Raw genomic sequence first — 17,956 nt, 5'->3', positions numbered from 1 at the left:
CATTACCAGCGGTAGCGCAGGCTGGCCTTGATCGAACGCTGGTAGCCGTACCAGCACCAGGAATCGCCCGAGCACGAGGCGATGTATTCCTTGTCGAACAGGTTCTGCACGTTCAGCGCCACCTGCATGCCCTTGAGCGACGGCGACGCGCGGCCCAGGTCGTAGTCCAGCATCAGATCGAACAGCGTGACCGACGGCACCTTGATGGTGTTGGCGTCATCCACGTACGACGAGCCGATATAGCGCACGCCGCCGCCTATGCCCAGGCCGGCCAGCGGACCGCCCTGCAACTGGTAGCGGGCCCACGCCGAAGCCTGCTGCGACGGCACGCCCACGGGCGACTTGCCCTTCAGGTTGAAGCCGGTCAGGTTGGGATTGGCCTTGGAATAGGCGTTGTCCAGCAGCGAATAGCCGGCCAGCAGGGTCAGGCCGCGCATCGGCTCGGTCTTGGCTTCCAGCTCGATGCCCTGCGTGCGCAGTTCGCCCGCCTGGATCTGGCAGCGGGCGTTGGACGTGCCGCACAGGTGCGTCGGGTCCGGATCGGTGGTGGTCATGTTTTCGCGGCGGATATCGAACGCCGCCACCGACAGCATGGTGGCGCTGCCCGGCGGCTGGTACTTGATGCCGACTTCGTACTGGTTGCCCTCGATCGGCTTGAACGGCGCGTTGTTCCAGCCCGTGCCCGACTGCGGCTCGAACGACTCCGAATAGCTGAAGTACGGCGCCACGCCGTTATCGAAGTTGTAGATCACGCCGAAACGGCCGGTGAAGGCCTCGGCGCTCAGCGACGAGGGCGCGACCCGGCCGGTGGCGATAGTGGTGGTCTCGCCGACGTTGCGCGACCAGTCGTAGCGCCCGCCCAGCAGCACCGAGAGGCGGTCGATCTTGATCTGGTCCTGGAAGTACAGGCCGGTCTGGTACTGCTTGCTGGTGGCGTCGGTGGAGAACGCCGGCACCGGAATGTTCTGGTGGTTGTCCGGATTGAGCACGTTCAGCGCGGGCGCGCTGCCAAAGCCCGACAGGGTGTCGGTCTTGACGTGCTGATAGTCAAAGCCCAGCAGCACGGTGTGGCCGAACTTGCCCGTATCGAAACGCGCCTGCAGGTTGTTGTCGATGGTCAGCGCGCCGACGTCCACGTCGGTGGCGATCGACGCGCGCTGCTGGTACAGGTAGCGCTTGTCGGTGTAGCCGTAGTTGGCCGTGGATGCACCATAGATGCTGCGGTACTGGGCTTCGGAACGCGTCCAGCGCAGGCTCTGCGAGGCCTTGAACGTATCGTTGAACCGGTGGTCCAGCACATAGCCAAGCGAATAGCTCTTGCGGTCGCTCTTTTCGAAGTTGGCGTCGCCGTCGTAATAGTCCGGCCCCAGGCGTTTGCCATCGGGCGCCGAGAACAGCGTGCGCATCGGCGACACGCTGCCATAAGAACCCATGTCGGGGTCGCGCTGGAAATTCGTCAGTACGGTCAGCGAGGTATCGCCGTTGGGTTTCCAGGTGAAGGCAGGCGACACGAAATAGCGGCGCTCCTTGGTGTCCTTGACCTGGCCATCAGACATATAGCCCGAGCCCACCAGACGGTACAGGTACTTGCCTTCCTCATCGACCGGACCGCCGAAATCGAAGTTGGCGCGCCGGTAGTCGTAATTGCCGACCTGCAGTTCGACTTCGCGCTGCGCTTCTTCCAGGGGTCGCTTGCTCACCTGGTTCACCACGCCGCCCGGGCCGCCCTGCCCGTACATCACCGACGCCGGTCCCTTGAGCACATCCACGCGCTCCAGGCGATAGGCGTCGACCTGCGGTAGCGCATCGCGGCCGCCGAACACCCGCAGCCCGTCCAGGTAGGTCGAGGCCGAGAAACCGCGCACGCTGAACTGGTCCAGGCGCGTGGCGGTGGCGCCGCGCGATTCGGTGGCCACGCCCGGGGTATAGCGCAGCACCTGGTTGAGCGTCTGCGCGCCCTGCTCGGTGATCTGCTCCCGCGTGACCACCGACACCGACTGCGGGGTCTCGATCAACGGCGTATCGGTCTTGGTGGCGCTGACGCTGGCGCCGGCCACGTAGCCCACGGTGGGCGCCAGGGCGCTGATCGCGTTGCCGGATACCATCACGGGCGCCAGCGTGTGCGTGCCGCCCGGGGGCGCGGACGGCGCGGCCACCAGCGTCCAGGTATTGCCCGCCTGCCCGCGCGCCTGCAGGCCGCTGCCCGCCAGGATGCGGGCGAAGCCGGCGCCGACCGAATAGGCCCCGTCCAGGCCGTCCGAGCGCAATCCACGCACCTGCGCCGGGTCGAACGACAGGACCACGCCGGCGCTGCGCGCGAACTGCGTCAGCGCGTCGGCGAGCGGCCCGGGGGCGATCTTGTAGGTGCGGGGCGATTGCGCCTCGGCGGGCGCCGCTTGGGCCCAGGCGGCGGGCGCGGCGGCCAGCCAGGCACCGGCGCAAGTAGCGGCAAGTACCGCCATGCGGCCGGCGGTCAAGGTGGCGCCCAGGCGCGAGCAAGATGAAGCAGACACGAAATACTCCCAGTACGTAGGTCTCTATCTCTGCCTTTCCGTACGGGCATCCAAAACCTGCAGGCCATTGTGAAAAAAAGTTGTAACGGTCACGCCTCGCGTGGACCGACCTGCAGCCAGTACTGGGTGTGGCGCGTGACCACGATGGGCAAGGCGGGCTCAAGCGCCTTCAACGCCCGCTCAGCGTCGTCCAGCGGGAACACGCCGGACAAGCGCAACCCCGCCACCGCAGGATCCACCCGGATCATGCCGACCCGCTGACGCGCCAGGTATTGCGCGAAATAATCCAGCCGCCAATCCTTGGCCACCACCAGGCCGTCGACCCAGGCGAGGCGGTCCGGGTCGGCGGCGCGCCGCTCGACGCCCCCTTCGGCGGCATAGTGCAGCCGTTCGCCGGCATCGGCCTGCGCCGTCCGGCCATCGCGCAGCAGCGACACACTGCCTTCATAGACGCCCAGGCGCGCGCCGCTATCGGTGCGGCGCACATCGAAGCGCGCGTTCTCGGCCAGCAGCGCGCCATAGCCGGTGTCCACCCGCAGCGCGGCCGCGCCGGGGCGCGATTGCGCGCTGACCAGGATTTCCCCGCGCAGCAGATGCAGGCCGCGTTCGCCGCCCGCCAGGCGCAGCCGCAATGCGCTGTCGCTATTCAACGTAACGTTCAGGCCGTCGGCGACGGCGACCGAGCGGCGCTCACCCACGCCGGTGCTCAGGTCCGCCGCCAGCCGCTGCCAGGGCGTATGCCGATAGCCGGCCCATGCAGCGATGCCCACACCGGCCAACGACAACGTGGCGCGCAGCACGGCGCGGCGGCCGGATGGCGACGGGGTGTCCAACGCCGCATGCGCCAGCGCCGCCGGCACCCGGCGCGCGTCCCGGCCGATGGCTTCCAGCCGGTCCCAGGCCTGACGATGCGCGGGGTCCTGCGCCAGCCAGGCCGTGCAGGCGTCGCGATCGGCGGCGATGGCCACGCCCGATTGCAGGCGAGCCCACCAGGCTATGGCCTGGCGCACGACAGGATCGGACGGCGGGCCGGCGCGGCTAGTCATAGAACGCCGCATAGCAGGCGGACATCGCGCGCACCATGTACTGCTGCACCGAGCTGAGCGACACGCCCAGCCGCTGTGCGATCTCGGGATAGGTCAGCCCGTCCAGCTGCGACAACAGGAACGCCGAGCGCGCCTTGGGCGGCAGGCTGTCCAGCAGGCGATCCAGCTGTACCAGCGCCTGCATCTGCTCGGCCTGCGTCTCCGGTGACGGCGCATAGGCTTCGGGCATGGCGGCCAGATAGGCCAGGTAGGCGTGCTCCAGGGCCGCATGGCGCTGGTGGTCCACCACCAGCCCCTTGGCGATCGTGGTGAGCAGCGCCCGCGCGTCGTCGGCACGCACGCGCTTGCGCCCCTGTATCACTCGCACGAAGACGTCTTGCGTCAGGTCTTCGGCGCGGTGCGCACAGCCCAGCTTGCGCCGCAGCCAGCCGAACAGCCACGGCCGATGGTCGCGGTACAGACCGTCGACGGGCATGGCGGAGGCGTCGGCGTGGGAAGCCGGAGACGAGAGGAAGGAGGAAGGCACTTGAAGACTGCGGCGCGGGGACCTGAAGTCTTCAAATGTTAATTGATAATGACTTGCATTACTAATTTTATGTACGCAAACGGCGCCGCCCCGGCTTGCGGGACGTGGGCTTGCGGCATAACTACAACGTTACCGTGAGGCGGCGTTCGGCTTCCAGGTATTCGCGCGACTGCATCTCCAGGATGCGCGAGACGGTGCGATGGAATTCGTTGGCCAATGCGCCTTCGGTATAGATCTCTTCGGGTTCGCACTCGGCCGACATGATCAGCTTGACCTTGTGATCGTAGAACACGTCGATCAGCCAGGTGAAGCGGCGCGCTTCCGAGGCCTGGCGCGGCCCCATGCGCGGCACGCCCGACAGGATCACGGCATGAAAACGGTTGGCCAGTTCCAGGTAGTCGTTCTGCGAACGCGGACCGCCGCAAAGCGTGGCGAAATCGAACCACACCACCGAACCGGCCAGCGCCAGCGCACGGATTTCCCGGTGTTCGATGTGCAGCAGCGGTTCTTGCGGCGGCGTGTCGGCCAAGCTGTTGAAGGCCTCTTGCAGCGCCTGTTGCGCATGTTCGTCCAGCGGCGAGTGATAGCACTGCACCTGCTCGAGCGAACGGCGGCGGTAGTCGACCCCGGCGTCCACGTTCATCACGTCCATGCGCGCCTGGATCAGTTCGATCGCGGGCATCACGCGGTCGCGGTGCAGGCCGTCCGGGTACAGCGTGGACGGCTCGTAGTTGGACGTCATCACGAACGACGTGCCGTATTCGAACAGCTTGAACAGCAGGCGGTGCAGGATCATCGCGTCGGCCACGTCGGACACGTGGAATTCGTCGAAACAGATCAGACGGTAGCGCTTGGCCACGCGCTTAGCCACTTCGTCCAGCGGGTCTTGCATGCCCTTCACTTCTTCCAGCTCGCGATGCACGCCACGCATGAACTCGTGAAAGTGCAGCCGCGTCTTGCGCACCACCGGCACGGTGGCATAGAACGCGTCCATCAGGAAGCTCTTGCCCCGCCCCACCCCGCCCCACAGATACACACCGCGCGGCACGTCCGGGCGGTTCAGCAGCTTCTTGAGCGCGTTCGAGCGCATCGCCTTGAACTTGACCCATTCGTCGTAATAGCGCTGCAGCCGGTCGATCGCCTTCTTCTGGGCGTCGTCAGGCTTGTAGCCGCGTTCGGCCAGGGCATGTTCGTAGTATTCGCGGACGTTCATGGAAGGAGCAGGTCAAGCGGATGAAAAAAAGGGCGGGTCCGAGAACCCGCCCCCTTGGCTATGCGGCCGCGCGGCGCAGGATCAGAAGTTCAGCGCGCGCTTGTCGACGGCCAGCGCCGCTTCCTTCACGGCTTCCGACAGGGTCGGGTGCGCGTGGCAGATGCGGGCGATGTCTTCGGCGGCGCCGCGGAATTCCATGATGGTCACAGCTTCCGAGATCAGCTCCGAGGCCATCGGGCCCACGATGTGCACGCCCAGGACCTCATCGGTCTTGGCGTCGGCGATCACCTTGGCAAAACCGGTGGTGTCACCCAGGGCGCGGGCACGGCCGTTGGCCAGGAACGGGAAGCTGCCGGCCTTGTACTCGCGGCCTTCGGCCTTGAGTTGCTGCTCGGTCTTGCCGACCCAGGCAATTTCCGGCGAGGTGTAGATGACCCACGGCACGGTGTCGAAGTTGACATGGCCGTGCTGGCCGGCGATGCGCTCGGCAACCGCCACGCCTTCTTCCTCGGCCTTGTGCGCCAGCATCGGGCCGCGCACCACGTCGCCCACCGCCCAGACGTTGGGCAGGTTGGTCTTGCAGTCGCCGTCCACGGCCACGAAGCCGCGTTCGTCCAGCTTCAGGCCCACCACGTCGGCGTTCAGGCCGCCGGTGTAGGGCACGCGGCCGATCGAGACGATCAGCTTGTCCACCACCAGCTTCTGCTCGGCGCCCTTGGCATCGACGTAGGGTACGGTCACGGACTTGGCGGTCGCCTTGATCTCGCCGATCTTGACGCCCATCTGGATGTTCAGGCCTTGCTTGGTGAAGGCCTTCAGGGCTTCCTTGGCCACTTGACCATCAGCGGCGGCCAGGAATTCAGGCATTGCTTCCAGGATGGTGACTTCGGAACCCAGGCGGCGCCACACGCTGCCCATTTCCAGGCCGATCACGCCGGCGCCGATCACGCCCAGCGTCTTGGGCACGGCGCCGATGTTCAGCGCGCCGTCGTTGGACAGCACGACCTTTTCGTCGAACGGCAGGCCGGGCAGCTCGCGCGCCGACGAACCGGTGGCGACCACGACGTGCTTGGCAACCAGGTCTTCTTCGGTGGTGCCGGTGACCTTGATGGCCCAGCCGCCGTCGACCTGGCCGCTGAACGCGCCCTTGCCGTGGAAGAAGGTGACCTTGTTCTTCTTGAACAGGTACAGGATGCCGTCGTTGTTCTGCTTGACCACCGAGTTCTTGCGGCCGATCAGCGTGTCGAGCTTCAGGCTGACGCCCTTGACTTCGATGCCGTGCTCGGCGAAGTGGTGATTGGCTTGTTCAAAGTGTTCGGACGATTGCAGCAGCGCCTTGGACGGGATGCAACCGACGTTGGTGCACGTGCCGCCGGGAGCCGGGCCGCCTTGGCCGTTTTGCCAGGCGTCGATGCAAGCGACCGACATGCCGAGCTGCGCGGCGCGGATGGCGGCGATGTAGCCGCCGGGGCCCGCGCCAATGACGACGACGTCAAATTGTTTGGACATAGTGTTCTCGCGAATGAGATTTGGAGAAAGACCGCCCCGCCCGCGCCGGGCCGGCTCTGGGCCGGCTGGGGCGCCGCGGACCGGCAGGGTCGCGGCGACGCCGGGGCCGGGGCGTCGAGATTACAGGTCCAGCAACAGACGCTGCGGATCTTCCAGGGCGTCCTTCATGGCGACCAGGCCCAGCACGGCTTCGCGGCCGTCGATGATGCGGTGGTCGTAGGACAGGGCCAGGTAGTTCATCGGGCGGATGACGATCTGGCCGTTTTCCACCACGGCACGATCCTTGGTGGCGTGCACGCCCAGGATGGCCGATTGCGGCGGGTTGATGATCGGGGTCGACAGCATCGAACCGAACACGCCGCCGTTGGAGATCGAGAAGGTGCCGCCGGTCATTTCTTCAATGCCCAGCTTGCCGTCGGCCGCGCGGCGGCCGAAGTCGGCGATGGTCTTTTCGATTTCAGCGATCGACAGCTGGTCGGCGTTGCGCAGGATCGGCACGACCAGGCCGCGCGGGCTGCCCACGGCGATGCCGATGTCGAAGTAGCCGTGATAGATGATGTCCTTGCCGTCGATCGAGGCATTGATCAGCGGGTACTTCTTCAGGGCGGCAACGGCGGCCTTGACGAAGAACGACATGAAGCCCAGCTTGATGCCGTGCTCTTTCTCGAACTTGTCCTTGTACTTGCTGCGCAGATCGATGACCGCTTGCATGTTCACTTCGTTGAACGTGGTCAGGATCGCGTTCTCTTGCTGCGATTGCAGCAGGCGCTCGGCGATGCGGGCGCGCAGGCGGCTCATCGGCACGCGCTGTTCCGGACGGCCGTCCAGCGACAGCGTGGTCGGGGCGGGAGCGGCCGGGGCCTTGGCCGGAGCAGCCTTGGCGGCGGGAGCGCTGGCGTTCAGGGCGTCGCCCTTGGTGACACGGCCGTCACGGCCGGTGCCGGCCACGTTGGCGGCGTCCACGCCCTTTTCTGCCAGGATCTTGGCGGCAGCAGGCGAAGCCACGCCAGCGGCGGCGGTCGAGGCCGGCGCGGCAGCGGCCGGCGCAGCGGCGGCTTGGGCAGCCTTGGGCGCTTCGGCGGCGGGAGCGGTCGCGGCGGCGGCGGCCTTGCCGGCGGTGTCGATGCGGGCCAGCACTTCGCCCGAGGTGACGGTGCTGCCATCGCCCTTGACGATTTCAGCCAGCACGCCCGAGGCGGGGGCCGGCACTTCCAGCACGACCTTGTCGGTTTCGACTTCGATCAGGATTTCGTCCGCTTCAACGGCGGCGCCGGGCTGCTTCTTCCAGGTCAGCAGGGTCGCTTCGGAAACGGATTCGGAGAGTTGGGGAACGACGACGTCGGTAATAGCCATTTTGTTTATTCCGTAAATGTGTGTGTTCTTGTGGCGCGGCGCGGCCAGGTTCGAAACGGGGTTCCTGAAACCTGGCCGCGCGGCGCGCGCATCCAGTGAGCGTTACTTCGTCAACATGACCTTGAACTTCGGAGCGAAGGCCGTTTCGATCAGCGCCTTCTGTTGCTCCTGGTGCTTGGCCAGGTAACCCACTGCCGGCGACGCCGAAGCGGCGCGGCCTGCGTAACCCAGCTTTTGGCCTTCGACCATGTTCTCGTACACGTGATGCTGCACGTAGAACCACGCACCTTGGTTCTGCGGTTCGTCCTGCACCCAGATGACTTCCGTCGCCTTGGGGTACTTGCGCAGTTCGGTCTCGAACGACTTGTGCGCAAACGGGTACAGCTGCTCGACGCGGACGATGGCGACGTTGTCGGCGCCACGTTCGCGGCGGGCATTGACCAAGTCATAGTAGACCTTGCCCGAGCAAGCCAGCACGCGCTTGACCTTGCTGGCGTCGATGGCTTCGTCGACCTCGCCGATGACCGGGCGGAAGCTGCCGCCGGCCAGATCGGTCAGAGGCGAACCCGCGTCCTTGTTGCGCAGCAGCGACTTCGGCGTGAACAGCACCAGCGGCTTGCGGAACGGGCGGATCATCTGGCGGCGCAGCACATGGAAGATCTGCGAAGCCGAGGTCGGCTGCACCACTTGCATGTTGTTGTCGGCGCACAGTTGCAGGAAGCGCTCGATGCGGCCCGACGAGTGCTCGGGGCCTTGGCCTTCGTAGCCGTGCGGCAGCATCAGGGTCAGGCCCGACTGGCGGCCCCACTTGGCTTCGCCGGAACTGATGAACTGGTCGATCACGACCTGGGCGCCGTTGACGAAGTCGCCGAACTGGCCTTCCCAGATGGTCAGCGTGTTCGGTTCGGCGCTGGAGTAGCCGTATTCAAAGCCCAGCACCGCCTCTTCGGACAGCACGGAGTCGATCACGGTGAACGGCGCCTGGCCTTCCGAGACGTTCTGCAGCGGGATGTAGGTGCCGTCGTTCCAGCGTTCGCGGTTCTGGTCGTGCAGCACGGCGTGGCGGTGCGTGAACGTGCCGCGGCCCGAGTCCTGGCCGGTGATGCGGATGGCGTAGCCCGACGACACCAGGGTGGCGAAGGCGAGGTGTTCGCCCATGCCCCAGTCCAGGTTCATTTCGCCCTTGGCCATGGTGCGGCGGTCGTTCAGCAGCTTGGCGACCAGCGGGTGCACCGTGAAGCCTTCCGGCACGGTGGTGATGCGTTCGCCGATGCGCTTCAGTTCAGCCAGCGGCACGGCGGTGTCGGCCTGGTCGGTCCACTTGGCGCCCAGGAACGGCGACCAGTCGATGGCGTACTTGCTCTTGTAGTCGGTCAGCACCGGTTCGATGGTGCGCTGGCCGTCTTCCATCAGCTGGCGGTAGTCCTTGACCAGCTGGTCGGCTTCGCCTTCAGCCAGTACGCCTTGCGTGGTCAGCTTGTCGGCGTACAGCTTGCGCGTGCCGGGGTGATGGCCGATGCGCTTGTACATCAGGGGCTGCGTCAGCGACGGGGTGTCTTGCTCGTTGTGGCCCAGCTTGCGGAAGCAGACGATGTCCACGACGATGTCGTGGCGGAACTGTAGGCGGTAGTCCAGCGCCAGCTTGGTGACGAACACCACGGCTTCGGGATCGTCGCCGTTGACGTGGAACACCGGGGCTTCGATCATCTTGACCACGTCGGTGCAATACAGCGTCGAACGCGAGTCACGCGGGTCGGACGTGGTGAAGCCGATCTGGTTGTTGATGACGATGTGCAGCGTGCCGCCCGTGCCGTAGCCGCGGGTCTGGGCCAGGTTCAGGGTTTCCATCACCACGCCTTGGCCGGCGAAAGCCGCGTCGCCGTGCACCAGCACCGGCAGCACTTGCTTGCCTTCGGCATCGCCCCGGCGTTCCTGGCGAGCGCGCGCGCTGCCTTCGACCACGGGGTTGACGATTTCAAGGTGGGACGGGTTGAACGCCAGCGACAGGTGGACCGGACCGCCACGGGTGGACAGGTCGCTCGAGAAGCCGTTGTGGTACTTCACGTCGCCGTCGGTCAGGCCTTCGGCGTGCTTGCCTTCGAACTCGGCGAACAGGTCGCCGGGCATCTTGCCCATGATGTTCACGAGCAGGTTCAGGCGGCCGCGGTGGGCCATGCCGACCACGATTTCCTGGACGCCATTTTCACCGGCGTGGTTCACCACTTCGTCCATCGAGGCGATGAAGCTTTCGCCGCCTTCCAGCGAGAAGCGCTTCTGGCCGACGTACTTGGTGTGCAGGAAGCGCTCGAGGCCTTCGGACTCGGTCAGCTGCTGCAGGATGTGGCGCTTTTCTTCGACCGAATAGGCAGGCGCGCCCAGGGTGGTTTCCAGGCGTTCCTGGATCCAGCGCTTGGCGGCGGGGTCGGAGATGTGCGTGAATTCAGCACCGATGCTGCGGCAATAGGTGTCGCGCAGCGCCTTCAGGATGTCGCGCAGCGTCATGGTGCTGGCGGTCGTGAAGTAGGTGTTGGTGGCCGAGTAGGTCTGGTCCAGATCGGCTTCGGTCAGGCCGTAGAAGGCCGGATCGAGTTCGGGGATCGGGGGACGCTCCTGGCGCTTGAGCGGATCCAGGTCGGCCCAGCGCGAACCCAGCGAGCGGTAGGCGGCAATCAGCGATTGCACCGATACCTGCTTGGTGGCGACGCTCAGGTCGGGTTCGGCGGCGCGTTGCACGAAGGCATTGGCCTTGGCGCGCTGGGCAAACGATTCGACGATGGGAGCGTGGGCCTGGTCGCGGGTGGATTCCTGGCCGTCGGTGGCGGGAGCATGTTGCAGCTGGTCGAAATATTCGCGCCAGTTGTCAGGTACCGAACCGGGATTGTCGAGGTAGGCTTCGTAAAGCTCCTCAACATAAGGGGCGTTACCCCCAAAGAGATAAGACGTGGATAGAGATTCTATTTCCGAAGACATATCGCTTCACCTTTACGAGTGCTTCACTCGACACGATGCAGGAAAACCTTCCGCGGCACGGGCTTCCCGTTGAGCGGATAGCAGGGGCAGAAGGCGCGTACAAGCCTTAAAAGCCGTATGAATGAAAGTATAACCCTTTGAGTTTAAGGGCGTCTTCTTGCGTTTGCGTGACGCAAAAGCGTGCGCGGAATGGCTTCATGCGGAGTTGGAATGTCCGTCGAACCCCTGCAAATACGCCGTCTACGCACCACCAAATTCCGTTAACCAAAAATGCCGCATTGCGGCATTTTTGGGGGCTTGCGGACAGGGTGTTGCGCATTTGCCTCGTCACACCGGCAGTTCGGTGGTCGACAGTATCTCTTTCAAGACGAAAAAAGTACGGATCTGGCGCACGCCGGGCAACTTGATGATCTCGCCCGCGTGCAGCTTGTTGAAGCGCTCCAGGTCGCGGATGCGCAGCATCAGGAAGTAGTCGAATTCGCCCGCCACCAGGTGGCATTCCAGGCAGCCGCTGATGCCGCGCGCGGCGGCCTCGAAGTCGGTGAAGGACTCGGGCGTGGAGCGGTCCAGCACCACGCCCACGATGACCAGGGTGGCCATCTCGACCTCGGCGGGCTCGAGCAGCGCCACGGTCTTCCTGATGATGCCTTCGGCCTTCAGCTTCTCGACCCGCCGCAGGCAAGCCGCGGGGCTCAGGTGCACCCGCGCGCTCAGGTCCAGGTTGGTGATCTGCGCGTCCTGTTGCAACAGACGCAGGATCTGGCGGTCGATGCGATCCAGCTCGGAGATGGCGGCCATTTAATACGTCCCTGAAAATTTAATTTCTATATTTTTTGAATTCTATAAATATTAAATCCAAAAATAATAAGAGTAAAAAATTTAAATCGCAGAAATTAAAAAAATACGCAATTGACTGCAAACCCCTGCAATTCCTATGATTTTTCTATCCGCGGCAGCCTCGCCCGGACCGCCACTCCCAGGAGCCCGCATGGATCTGCAACGCTTTCCCCGCCACCGCCTGACCTTCGGCGACACCCCCATCGAAAAACTCGACCGCCTGTCGGCCCACCTGGGCGGCAAGGTCGAGATCTACGCCAAGCGTGAAGACTGCAACAGCGGCCTGGCGTTCGGCGGCAACAAGCTGCGCAAGCTGGAATACCTGATCCCCCAGGCGCTGGAACAAGGCTGCGACACCCTGGTCACCATCGGCGGCATCCAGTCCAACCACACCCGCATGGTGGCCGCCGTCGCCGCCAAGCTCGGCCTGGCCTGCGTGCTGGTGCAGGAAAACTGGGTGGACTATTCGGACGCGGTTTACGACCGGGTCGGCAACATCATGATGAGCCGCCTGATGGGTGCCGACGTGCGCCTGGTGGACCAGGGCTTTGACATCGGCTTTCGCCGCAGCTGGGAAGAGGCGCTGGAAGACGTGAAAAAACGCGGCGGCAAACCCTACGCCATCCCGGCCGGGGCGTCGGACCACGAGCTGGGCGGCCTGGGCTATGTCGGCTTTGCCGAAGAGGTGCGGCGGCAGGAGGCCGAGCTGGGGTTCAAGTTCGATTACATCGTGGTCTGCGCGGTCACCGGCAGCACGCAAGCCGGCATGGTGGTGGGCTTTGCGGCCGACGGCCGCGCCGACCGCGTCATCGGCATCGACGCCTCGGCCACGCCCGACCAGACCCGCGCGCAGATCCTGCGCATCGCGCGCCGCACCGCCGACCTGGTGAGCCTGGAACGCGCCATCACGGACAACGACGTGGTGCTGGACACACGCTACGCCTATCCCGCCTACGGCCTGCCGTCGGCCGAGACCAACGAGGCCATCCGCCTGTGCGCCCGGCTCGAAGGGATGATGACCGACCCCGTCTACGAAGGAAAATCCATGCAGGGCATGATGGACATCGTACGCCGCGGGGAAATTCCCGCGGGCTCCCGGGTGCTGTACGCGCATCTAGGGGGGGTACCGGCGATCAACGCCTATAGCTTTCTCTACCGCAACGGCTGACGGCGGCTTCGGGGCGATGGGCTGGCCCGCCGGCGACCTGCGCTGACCCGCAAGCCCGGGGCGTCGGCCGTCCCTGACGGGTCAAGCCTGGCCAGCCGCAACTGGCCGCCCCCCCCCTGGCCGGCCACCCCCTACTGCGTTTTGGCGCCCGCCTGGAACCAGGCGCCAATCAGAGCCCGCTCGTCATCGGTCATGCCGGTGGAATTGCCCATCGGCATGATCCTGGACACCACCGCCTGCTGGTAGACCGCCTGGGCGTGCGTGGCGACCTGCTCGGGCGAATCCAGCCGCACGCCCTTCATCTGCACCTGCGCGCCGTGGCACAGCAGGCAGCGCTGCTCGAACACCTGCCGCACCTGCGCATACGGCACCTCGACCGGCGCGGACGCGGCAACGGCGGCCGCCACCGGCGCCGGCTGCATCCAGACGATGGTCAGGCCCAGCACCGCCACGCCCAGCAAAGCATAGGGCCAGGGGTTGCTCGCATTGCCCAGCTTGAAGCGGTGGCGCACCACGAAGAACTGCCGGATCGCGGCGCCGCCCAGCATGATCAGCAGCAGCACGATCCAGTTGTAGGCATGCGTGTAGGTGAAGCTGTAGTGGTTGCTCATCATGGCGAACAGCACCGGCAGCGTGAAATAGGTGTTGTGTACGCTGCGCTGCTTGCCGCGCTGGCCATTGGCCGGATCCACGGGCTTGCCCGCGCGCATCGCGGCCACGTTGCGGCGCTGCCCCGGGATGATCCAGAAACAGACGTTGGCGCTCATGGTAGTGGCCATCATGGCGCCCACCAGCAGGAAGGCGGCGCGCCCCGCGAACCAGTGGCAGGCCAGCCACGACGCCAGCACGATGAACAGCGCCACCAGCACGCCGACGATGCGGTCGCCATGCTTGCCGCGGCCGAACAGACGGCAGATGCCGTCGTACACGAACCAGAACGCCACGAAGAACGCCAACGCCACCATCACCGCGGTCGACGGCGACCAATCCATTTTGGAGCGGTCGATCAGGTAGGTGCTGGCATTCCACAAATAGGACATGGAGAACAGCAGGAAGCCGGTGACCCAGGTGCTGTAGCTTTCGAGGAACGACCAGTGCAGGTGTTCCGGCAGTTTCTTGGGTTGCACCGCGTACTTCTGCATGTTGTAGAAGCCGCCGCCGTGCAGCGCCCACTGCTCGCCGCCTACGCCTTTTTCCAGGGAGTCGGCATCGCGCGGTTTCTCCAGGCTGTTGTCCAGCATGACGAAGTAGAACGACGTGCCGATCCAGGCGATGCCTGTGATGATGTGGGCCCAGCGCAGCAGCAGGTTGACCCAATCCAGGTAGTAGCTTTCCATGCATGCCCCTCGCAGCGGGCGGGCCGTATAGGGCACCGCCACACTGCCTACCACCGCGGGCGCTGTAAGCAGAAGACGGATCGCGCACAAGGCCGGCAGGCCCCGCACCGCTGCGATCGAGATCGAAGAATTGTATGCAGATTTTGTTTACGAAACCATGCCGGCGGGCACGGCGGCACATCAGGAATACCCTGATGCGCGAGACTCAGGAGCCGCGGTAGGTAGAGTAGCTCCAGGGGCTGACGAGCAGCGGCACGTGATAGTGCTGGTCAGTGCGCGCCACGCCGAAGTCCAGGCTGACGCGGTTCAGGAAGTTGGGTTCCGGCAAGACCACGCCGCGCGCCTTGAAGTATCCCGCCACGTCGAACACCAGGCGATAGGTGCCGACCTTCAGGTCGCCATCGGCGAACAGCGGCCCGGCGCTGCGGCCATCGGCGTTCAGGGTGAAGCGGCTGAGCGGCGTGGCCGCGTCGCCGTCAGTCGCATACAGCGCCACCGACATGCCGGCGGCGGGACAACCGTGCATGGTGTCGAGTACGTGCGTGGTCAAGCCCATGGCGCCTCCGTGTGCCCGGGACGGCGCCCGGGCGTCTCATGGTTATCCTGGATAGTGCACAGAAATTGTATACAGATTATTGCTTTCCAGCTATTGTTTAACCCATCATGAATGACGCGGCCCGCCGCCCCCAGGCAAGCCCCTCCAAATCAACCGCAGCCGGCGCTTGCCGGCCTTACGCCCCACCGTCATGGCCATCTACGATTCCACGCTGCCCTACCCCCGTGACCTGGTCGGCTACGGCCGCAACCCGCCGCACGCGCAGTGGCCGGGCCGGGCCCGCATCGCTGTCCAGTTCGTGCTGAACTACGAAGAAGGCGGCGAAAACCACGTCCTGCATGGCGACGCTGGGTCCGAACAGTTCCTGTCCGAGATGTTCAATCCGGCCAGCTACCCCGAACGCCATGTCAGCATGGACGGCATCTACGAGTATGGCTCGCGGGCCGGCGTGTGGCGCATCCTGCGTGAATTCGAAAAGCGCCAGTTGCCGCTGACCGTGTTCGGCGTCGGCATGGCGTTGCAGCGCCACCCCGAACTGACCGCCGCCTTCGTCGAGCTCGGCCACGAGATCGCCTGCCATGGCTGGCGCTGGATTCATTACCAGAACATCAACGAGGCCACCGAGCGCGAACACATGCGCCTGGGCATGGACGCCATCACCCAGCTCACCGGCCAGCGCCCGCTGGGCTGGTATACCGGACGCGACAGCCCGCGCACGCGCCGGCTGGTGGCCGACTACGGCGGCTTCGACTACGACAGCGACTACTACGGCGACGACCTGCCCTTCTGGATGCAGGTGCAAAAGACCGACGGCAGCGTCGTGCCGCAACTGATCGTGCCCTACACGCTGGATTGCAACGACATGCGCTTTGCACTGCCGCAGGGGTACTCGCACGCCGACCCGTTCTTCCAATACCTCAAGGACAGTTTCGACGCGCTCTATGCCGAAGGCGACGAGGCGCCCAAGATGCTCAGCATCGGCATGCACTGCCGCCTGCTGGGCCGCCCCGGCCGCATCATGGCGCTGCAGCGCTTCCTGGACCATATCGCGCGCCACGACCGCGTCTGGGTGTGCCGCCGGCTGGACATCGCCCGGCACTGGAAGGCCACCCATCCCTACACTCCCAACCGTTGAGCCCCGCCATGGCCCACACCCTGGAACACCTCAATACCGCCACGCCCGACGCCGCCTGCGCGATGCTCGACGGCGTCTACGAGCATTCGCCCTGGATCGCCCGCCAGGCGCTGGACGCCCGGCCGTTCCGGTCGTTGGCGCATCTGCAGGACCAGTTGCAACGCGCCGTGGATGCCGCCCCGCTGGACGCGCGCCTGGCACTGATCCGCGCCCACCCGGAACTGGCCGGCCGCGCCATGCTGCGCCAGGACCTGACGGCCGAATCCACCCACGAACAATCCCAGGCGGGCCTGACGCATTGCTCGCCCGAGGAATTCGAACGCCTGCAGCAGCTGAACGCGGATTACAACGCCCGCTTCGGCTTCCCGTTCATCCTGGCGGTGCGCGGCGCGCGCGGCCTCGGCCTGACCCGCGCGCAGATCATCGATGAATTCGCGCGCCGCCTGGACAACCCGCCGGACATCGAGCGCGATGAAGCCCTGCGCAACATCCACCGCATCGCCCAGTTGCGCCTGGCCGACAAGTTCGGCCAGGACCTGGCGCTGGGCAACGACATCTGGGACTGGCAGGAACGCCTGGCGACGCACAGCGATTCCGGCTATGCCGAAAAGGGCCAGCTCACCGTCACCTACCTGACCGACGCACACCGCGCCTGCGCGCAGCGCATTTCGCACTGGATGCGCGATTGCGGCTTCGACGAAGTCGAGATCGACGCCGTCGGCAACGTGGTCGGCCGCTACCACGGCGATCGGCCGGACGCCCCCACGCTGATGACCGGCAGCCACTACGACACCGTGCGCAACGGCGGCAAGTACGACGGCCGGCTGGGCATCTTCGTGCCCATGGCCTGCGTGCGCGAACTGCACCGCAAGGGCCGGCGCCTGCCCTACCAGCTCGAGGTCATCGGTTTCGCCGAAGAAGAAGGCCAGCGCTACCGCGCCACCTTCCTGGGTTCCGGCGCCCTGATCGGCGACTTCAAGCCGCATTGGCTGGACCAGAAGGACGCCCAGGGCATCACCATGCGCGAGGCCATGCAGCACGCCGGCCTGTGCATCGACGACATCCCTAAACTGCGCCGCGACGCCAGCCGCTACCTGGGCTTCATCGAAGTCCACATCGAACAGGGCCCCGTCCTGTACGAAATGGGCTTGCCGCTGGGTATCGTCACGTCCATCAATGGCAGCGTGCGCTACCAGGTGCAGGTGCTAGGCGTGGCCTGCCACGCCGGCACCACGCCCATGAACCGGCGCCGCGACGCCGCCGCGGCCACCGCCGAACTGGCGCTGTATCTGGAACAGCGCGCGGCTCGCGACGGCGATTCGGTCGGCACCATCGGCATGCTCGAAGTGCCCAGCGGTTCGATCAACGTGGTGCCCGGCGAATGCCGCTTCAGCCTCGACCTGCGCGCGCCCAGCGACCCGCAGCGCGACGCCCTGGTCAATGACGTGCTGGCCGAACTGGCAGCCATCTGCGAACGGCGCGGCGTGCGCTACACCCTCGAGGAAACCATGCGCGCCTCGGCCGCGCCCAGCGCGCCCGACTGGCAGCAACGCTGGGAGCGCGCGGTCGACGCCCTGGGCGTGCCCGTGCACCGCATGCCCAGCGGCGCCGGCCACGACGCCATGAAGCTGCACGAAGTCATGCCGCAAGCCATGCTGTTTGTGCGCGGCCAGAATGGCGGCATCAGCCACAACCCCCGCGAATCCACCACCCGAGACGACATGCAGCTGGCCGCGCTTGCCATGCAAGGCCTGCTGGACGATCTTGCCCACGACATCTCCCCTCGCTAGACA

At 65.6% G+C, this 17,956-nt stretch carries 13 protein-coding genes; 3 read left to right on the top strand and 10 right to left on the bottom strand.

Annotated elements, in window-relative coordinates; genetic code table 11:
- Window positions 1-2: 2 nt before the first annotated feature.
- From A9974_RS09420 to A9974_RS09385, 8 genes are all read right to left on the bottom strand, one after another.
- Window positions 3-2,462 carry a TonB-dependent siderophore receptor gene (locus A9974_RS09420; RefSeq protein ID WP_183004133.1) on the bottom strand — a complete coding sequence of 820 codons (2,460 nt, stop codon included), beginning with the start codon at window positions 2,460-2,462 and terminating at the stop codon, window positions 3-5.
- Between the two features lie 140 nt (window positions 2,463-2,602).
- The gene (locus A9974_RS09415; protein WP_183003840.1) at window positions 2,603-3,559 is read right to left on the bottom strand and encodes a FecR domain-containing protein; all 957 of its coding nucleotides are present in this window, start codon (window positions 3,557-3,559) and stop codon (window positions 2,603-2,605) included.
- Window positions 3,552-4,034, bottom strand: coding sequence for a sigma-70 family RNA polymerase sigma factor (locus tag A9974_RS09410; protein WP_183004132.1), 483 nt, complete (start codon window positions 4,032-4,034; stop codon window positions 3,552-3,554). Before A9974_RS09410 ends, A9974_RS09415 begins: the two co-directional genes overlap by 8 nt.
- Before the next feature lie 172 nt (window positions 4,035-4,206).
- Complete coding sequence (gene zapE, locus A9974_RS09405) at window positions 4,207-5,298, bottom strand: cell division protein ZapE (RefSeq protein WP_183003839.1); 1,092 nt, start codon at window positions 5,296-5,298, stop codon at window positions 4,207-4,209.
- A gap of 81 nt (window positions 5,299-5,379) precedes the next feature.
- Window positions 5,380-6,807, bottom strand: coding sequence for a dihydrolipoyl dehydrogenase (gene lpdA, locus A9974_RS09400; protein ID WP_183003838.1), 1,428 nt, complete (start codon window positions 6,805-6,807; stop codon window positions 5,380-5,382).
- Between the two features lie 120 nt (window positions 6,808-6,927).
- Complete coding sequence (gene odhB, locus A9974_RS09395) at window positions 6,928-8,160, bottom strand: 2-oxoglutarate dehydrogenase complex dihydrolipoyllysine-residue succinyltransferase (RefSeq protein ID WP_183003837.1); 1,233 nt, start codon at window positions 8,158-8,160, stop codon at window positions 6,928-6,930.
- A gap of 102 nt (window positions 8,161-8,262) precedes the next feature.
- The gene (locus A9974_RS09390; RefSeq protein ID WP_175191095.1) at window positions 8,263-11,130 is read right to left on the bottom strand and encodes a 2-oxoglutarate dehydrogenase E1 component; all 2,868 of its coding nucleotides are present in this window, start codon (window positions 11,128-11,130) and stop codon (window positions 8,263-8,265) included.
- 327 nt (window positions 11,131-11,457) lie between these two features.
- Entirely contained in the window at window positions 11,458-11,928 is a 471-nt protein-coding gene (locus tag A9974_RS09385; protein WP_183003836.1) for an Lrp/AsnC family transcriptional regulator, read from the bottom strand.
- 190 nt (window positions 11,929-12,118) lie between these two features.
- On the opposite strand from A9974_RS09385, the gene A9974_RS09380 reads away from it, so the two are divergent.
- The gene (locus tag A9974_RS09380; RefSeq protein ID WP_183003835.1) at window positions 12,119-13,135 is read left to right on the top strand and encodes a 1-aminocyclopropane-1-carboxylate deaminase; all 1,017 of its coding nucleotides are present in this window, start codon (window positions 12,119-12,121) and stop codon (window positions 13,133-13,135) included.
- Between the two features lie 131 nt (window positions 13,136-13,266).
- On the opposite strand, the gene A9974_RS09375 is transcribed toward A9974_RS09380, so the two are convergent.
- Together A9974_RS09375 and uraH are read right to left on the bottom strand one after the other, a co-directional pair.
- Entirely contained in the window at window positions 13,267-14,472 is a 1,206-nt protein-coding gene (locus A9974_RS09375) for a urate hydroxylase PuuD (RefSeq protein WP_183003834.1), read from the bottom strand.
- Window positions 14,473-14,677: 205 nt separating this feature from the next.
- A complete protein-coding gene (gene uraH, locus A9974_RS09370; protein ID WP_183003833.1) occupies window positions 14,678-15,028 on the bottom strand; it encodes a hydroxyisourate hydrolase in 351 nt (116 codons plus the stop codon).
- A gap of 190 nt (window positions 15,029-15,218) precedes the next feature.
- Here uraH and puuE point away from each other — a divergent pair, with 190 nt between their 5' ends.
- On the top strand, window positions 15,219-16,163 hold the full coding sequence (puuE, locus tag A9974_RS09365) for an allantoinase PuuE (RefSeq protein ID WP_183004131.1): 945 nt from the start codon (window positions 15,219-15,221) through the stop codon (window positions 16,161-16,163).
- Window positions 16,164-16,171: 8 nt separating this feature from the next.
- Window positions 16,172-17,953 carry a 2-oxo-4-hydroxy-4-carboxy-5-ureidoimidazoline decarboxylase gene (uraD, locus tag A9974_RS09360; protein WP_183003832.1) on the top strand — a complete coding sequence of 594 codons (1,782 nt, stop codon included), beginning with the start codon at window positions 16,172-16,174 and terminating at the stop codon, window positions 17,951-17,953.
- The last annotated feature ends 3 nt before the right edge of the window (window positions 17,954-17,956 follow it).

Source organism: Achromobacter sp. UMC71, from assembly GCF_014170305.1.
Classification (GTDB): Bacteria; Pseudomonadota; Gammaproteobacteria; order Burkholderiales; family Burkholderiaceae_B; genus Achromobacter.
Note: the sequence above shows the minus strand (reverse complement) of the source record. Positions and strands in the feature narration are given on the sequence as shown.

Bases quoted from the DNA above. Each gene is read 5' to 3' on its own strand.
- A9974_RS09420 (WP_183004133.1), bottom strand. From the start codon at position 2,462: ATGGCGGTACTTGCCGCTACTTGCGCCGGTGCCTGGCTGGCCGCCGCG.
- A9974_RS09415 (WP_183003840.1), bottom strand. From the start codon at position 3,559: ATGACTAGCCGCGCCGGCCCGCCGTCCGATCCTGTCGTGCGCCAGGCC.
- A9974_RS09410 (WP_183004132.1), bottom strand. From the start codon at position 4,034: ATGCCCGTCGACGGTCTGTACCGCGACCATCGGCCGTGGCTGTTCGGC.
- zapE (WP_183003839.1), bottom strand. From the start codon at position 5,298: ATGAACGTCCGCGAATACTACGAACATGCCCTGGCCGAACGCGGCTAC.
- lpdA (WP_183003838.1), bottom strand. From the start codon at position 6,807: ATGTCCAAACAATTTGACGTCGTCGTCATTGGCGCGGGCCCCGGCGGC.
- odhB (WP_183003837.1), bottom strand. From the start codon at position 8,160: ATGGCTATTACCGACGTCGTCGTTCCCCAACTCTCCGAATCCGTTTCC.
- A9974_RS09390 (WP_175191095.1), bottom strand. From the start codon at position 11,130: ATGTCTTCGGAAATAGAATCTCTATCCACGTCTTATCTCTTTGGGGGT.
- A9974_RS09385 (WP_183003836.1), bottom strand. From the start codon at position 11,928: ATGGCCGCCATCTCCGAGCTGGATCGCATCGACCGCCAGATCCTGCGT.
- A9974_RS09380 (WP_183003835.1), top strand. From the start codon at position 12,119: ATGGATCTGCAACGCTTTCCCCGCCACCGCCTGACCTTCGGCGACACC.
- A9974_RS09375 (WP_183003834.1), bottom strand. From the start codon at position 14,472: ATGGAAAGCTACTACCTGGATTGGGTCAACCTGCTGCTGCGCTGGGCC.
- uraH (WP_183003833.1), bottom strand. From the start codon at position 15,028: ATGGGCTTGACCACGCACGTACTCGACACCATGCACGGTTGTCCCGCC.
- puuE (WP_183004131.1), top strand. From the start codon at position 15,219: ATGGCCATCTACGATTCCACGCTGCCCTACCCCCGTGACCTGGTCGGC.
- uraD (WP_183003832.1), top strand. From the start codon at position 16,172: ATGGCCCACACCCTGGAACACCTCAATACCGCCACGCCCGACGCCGCC.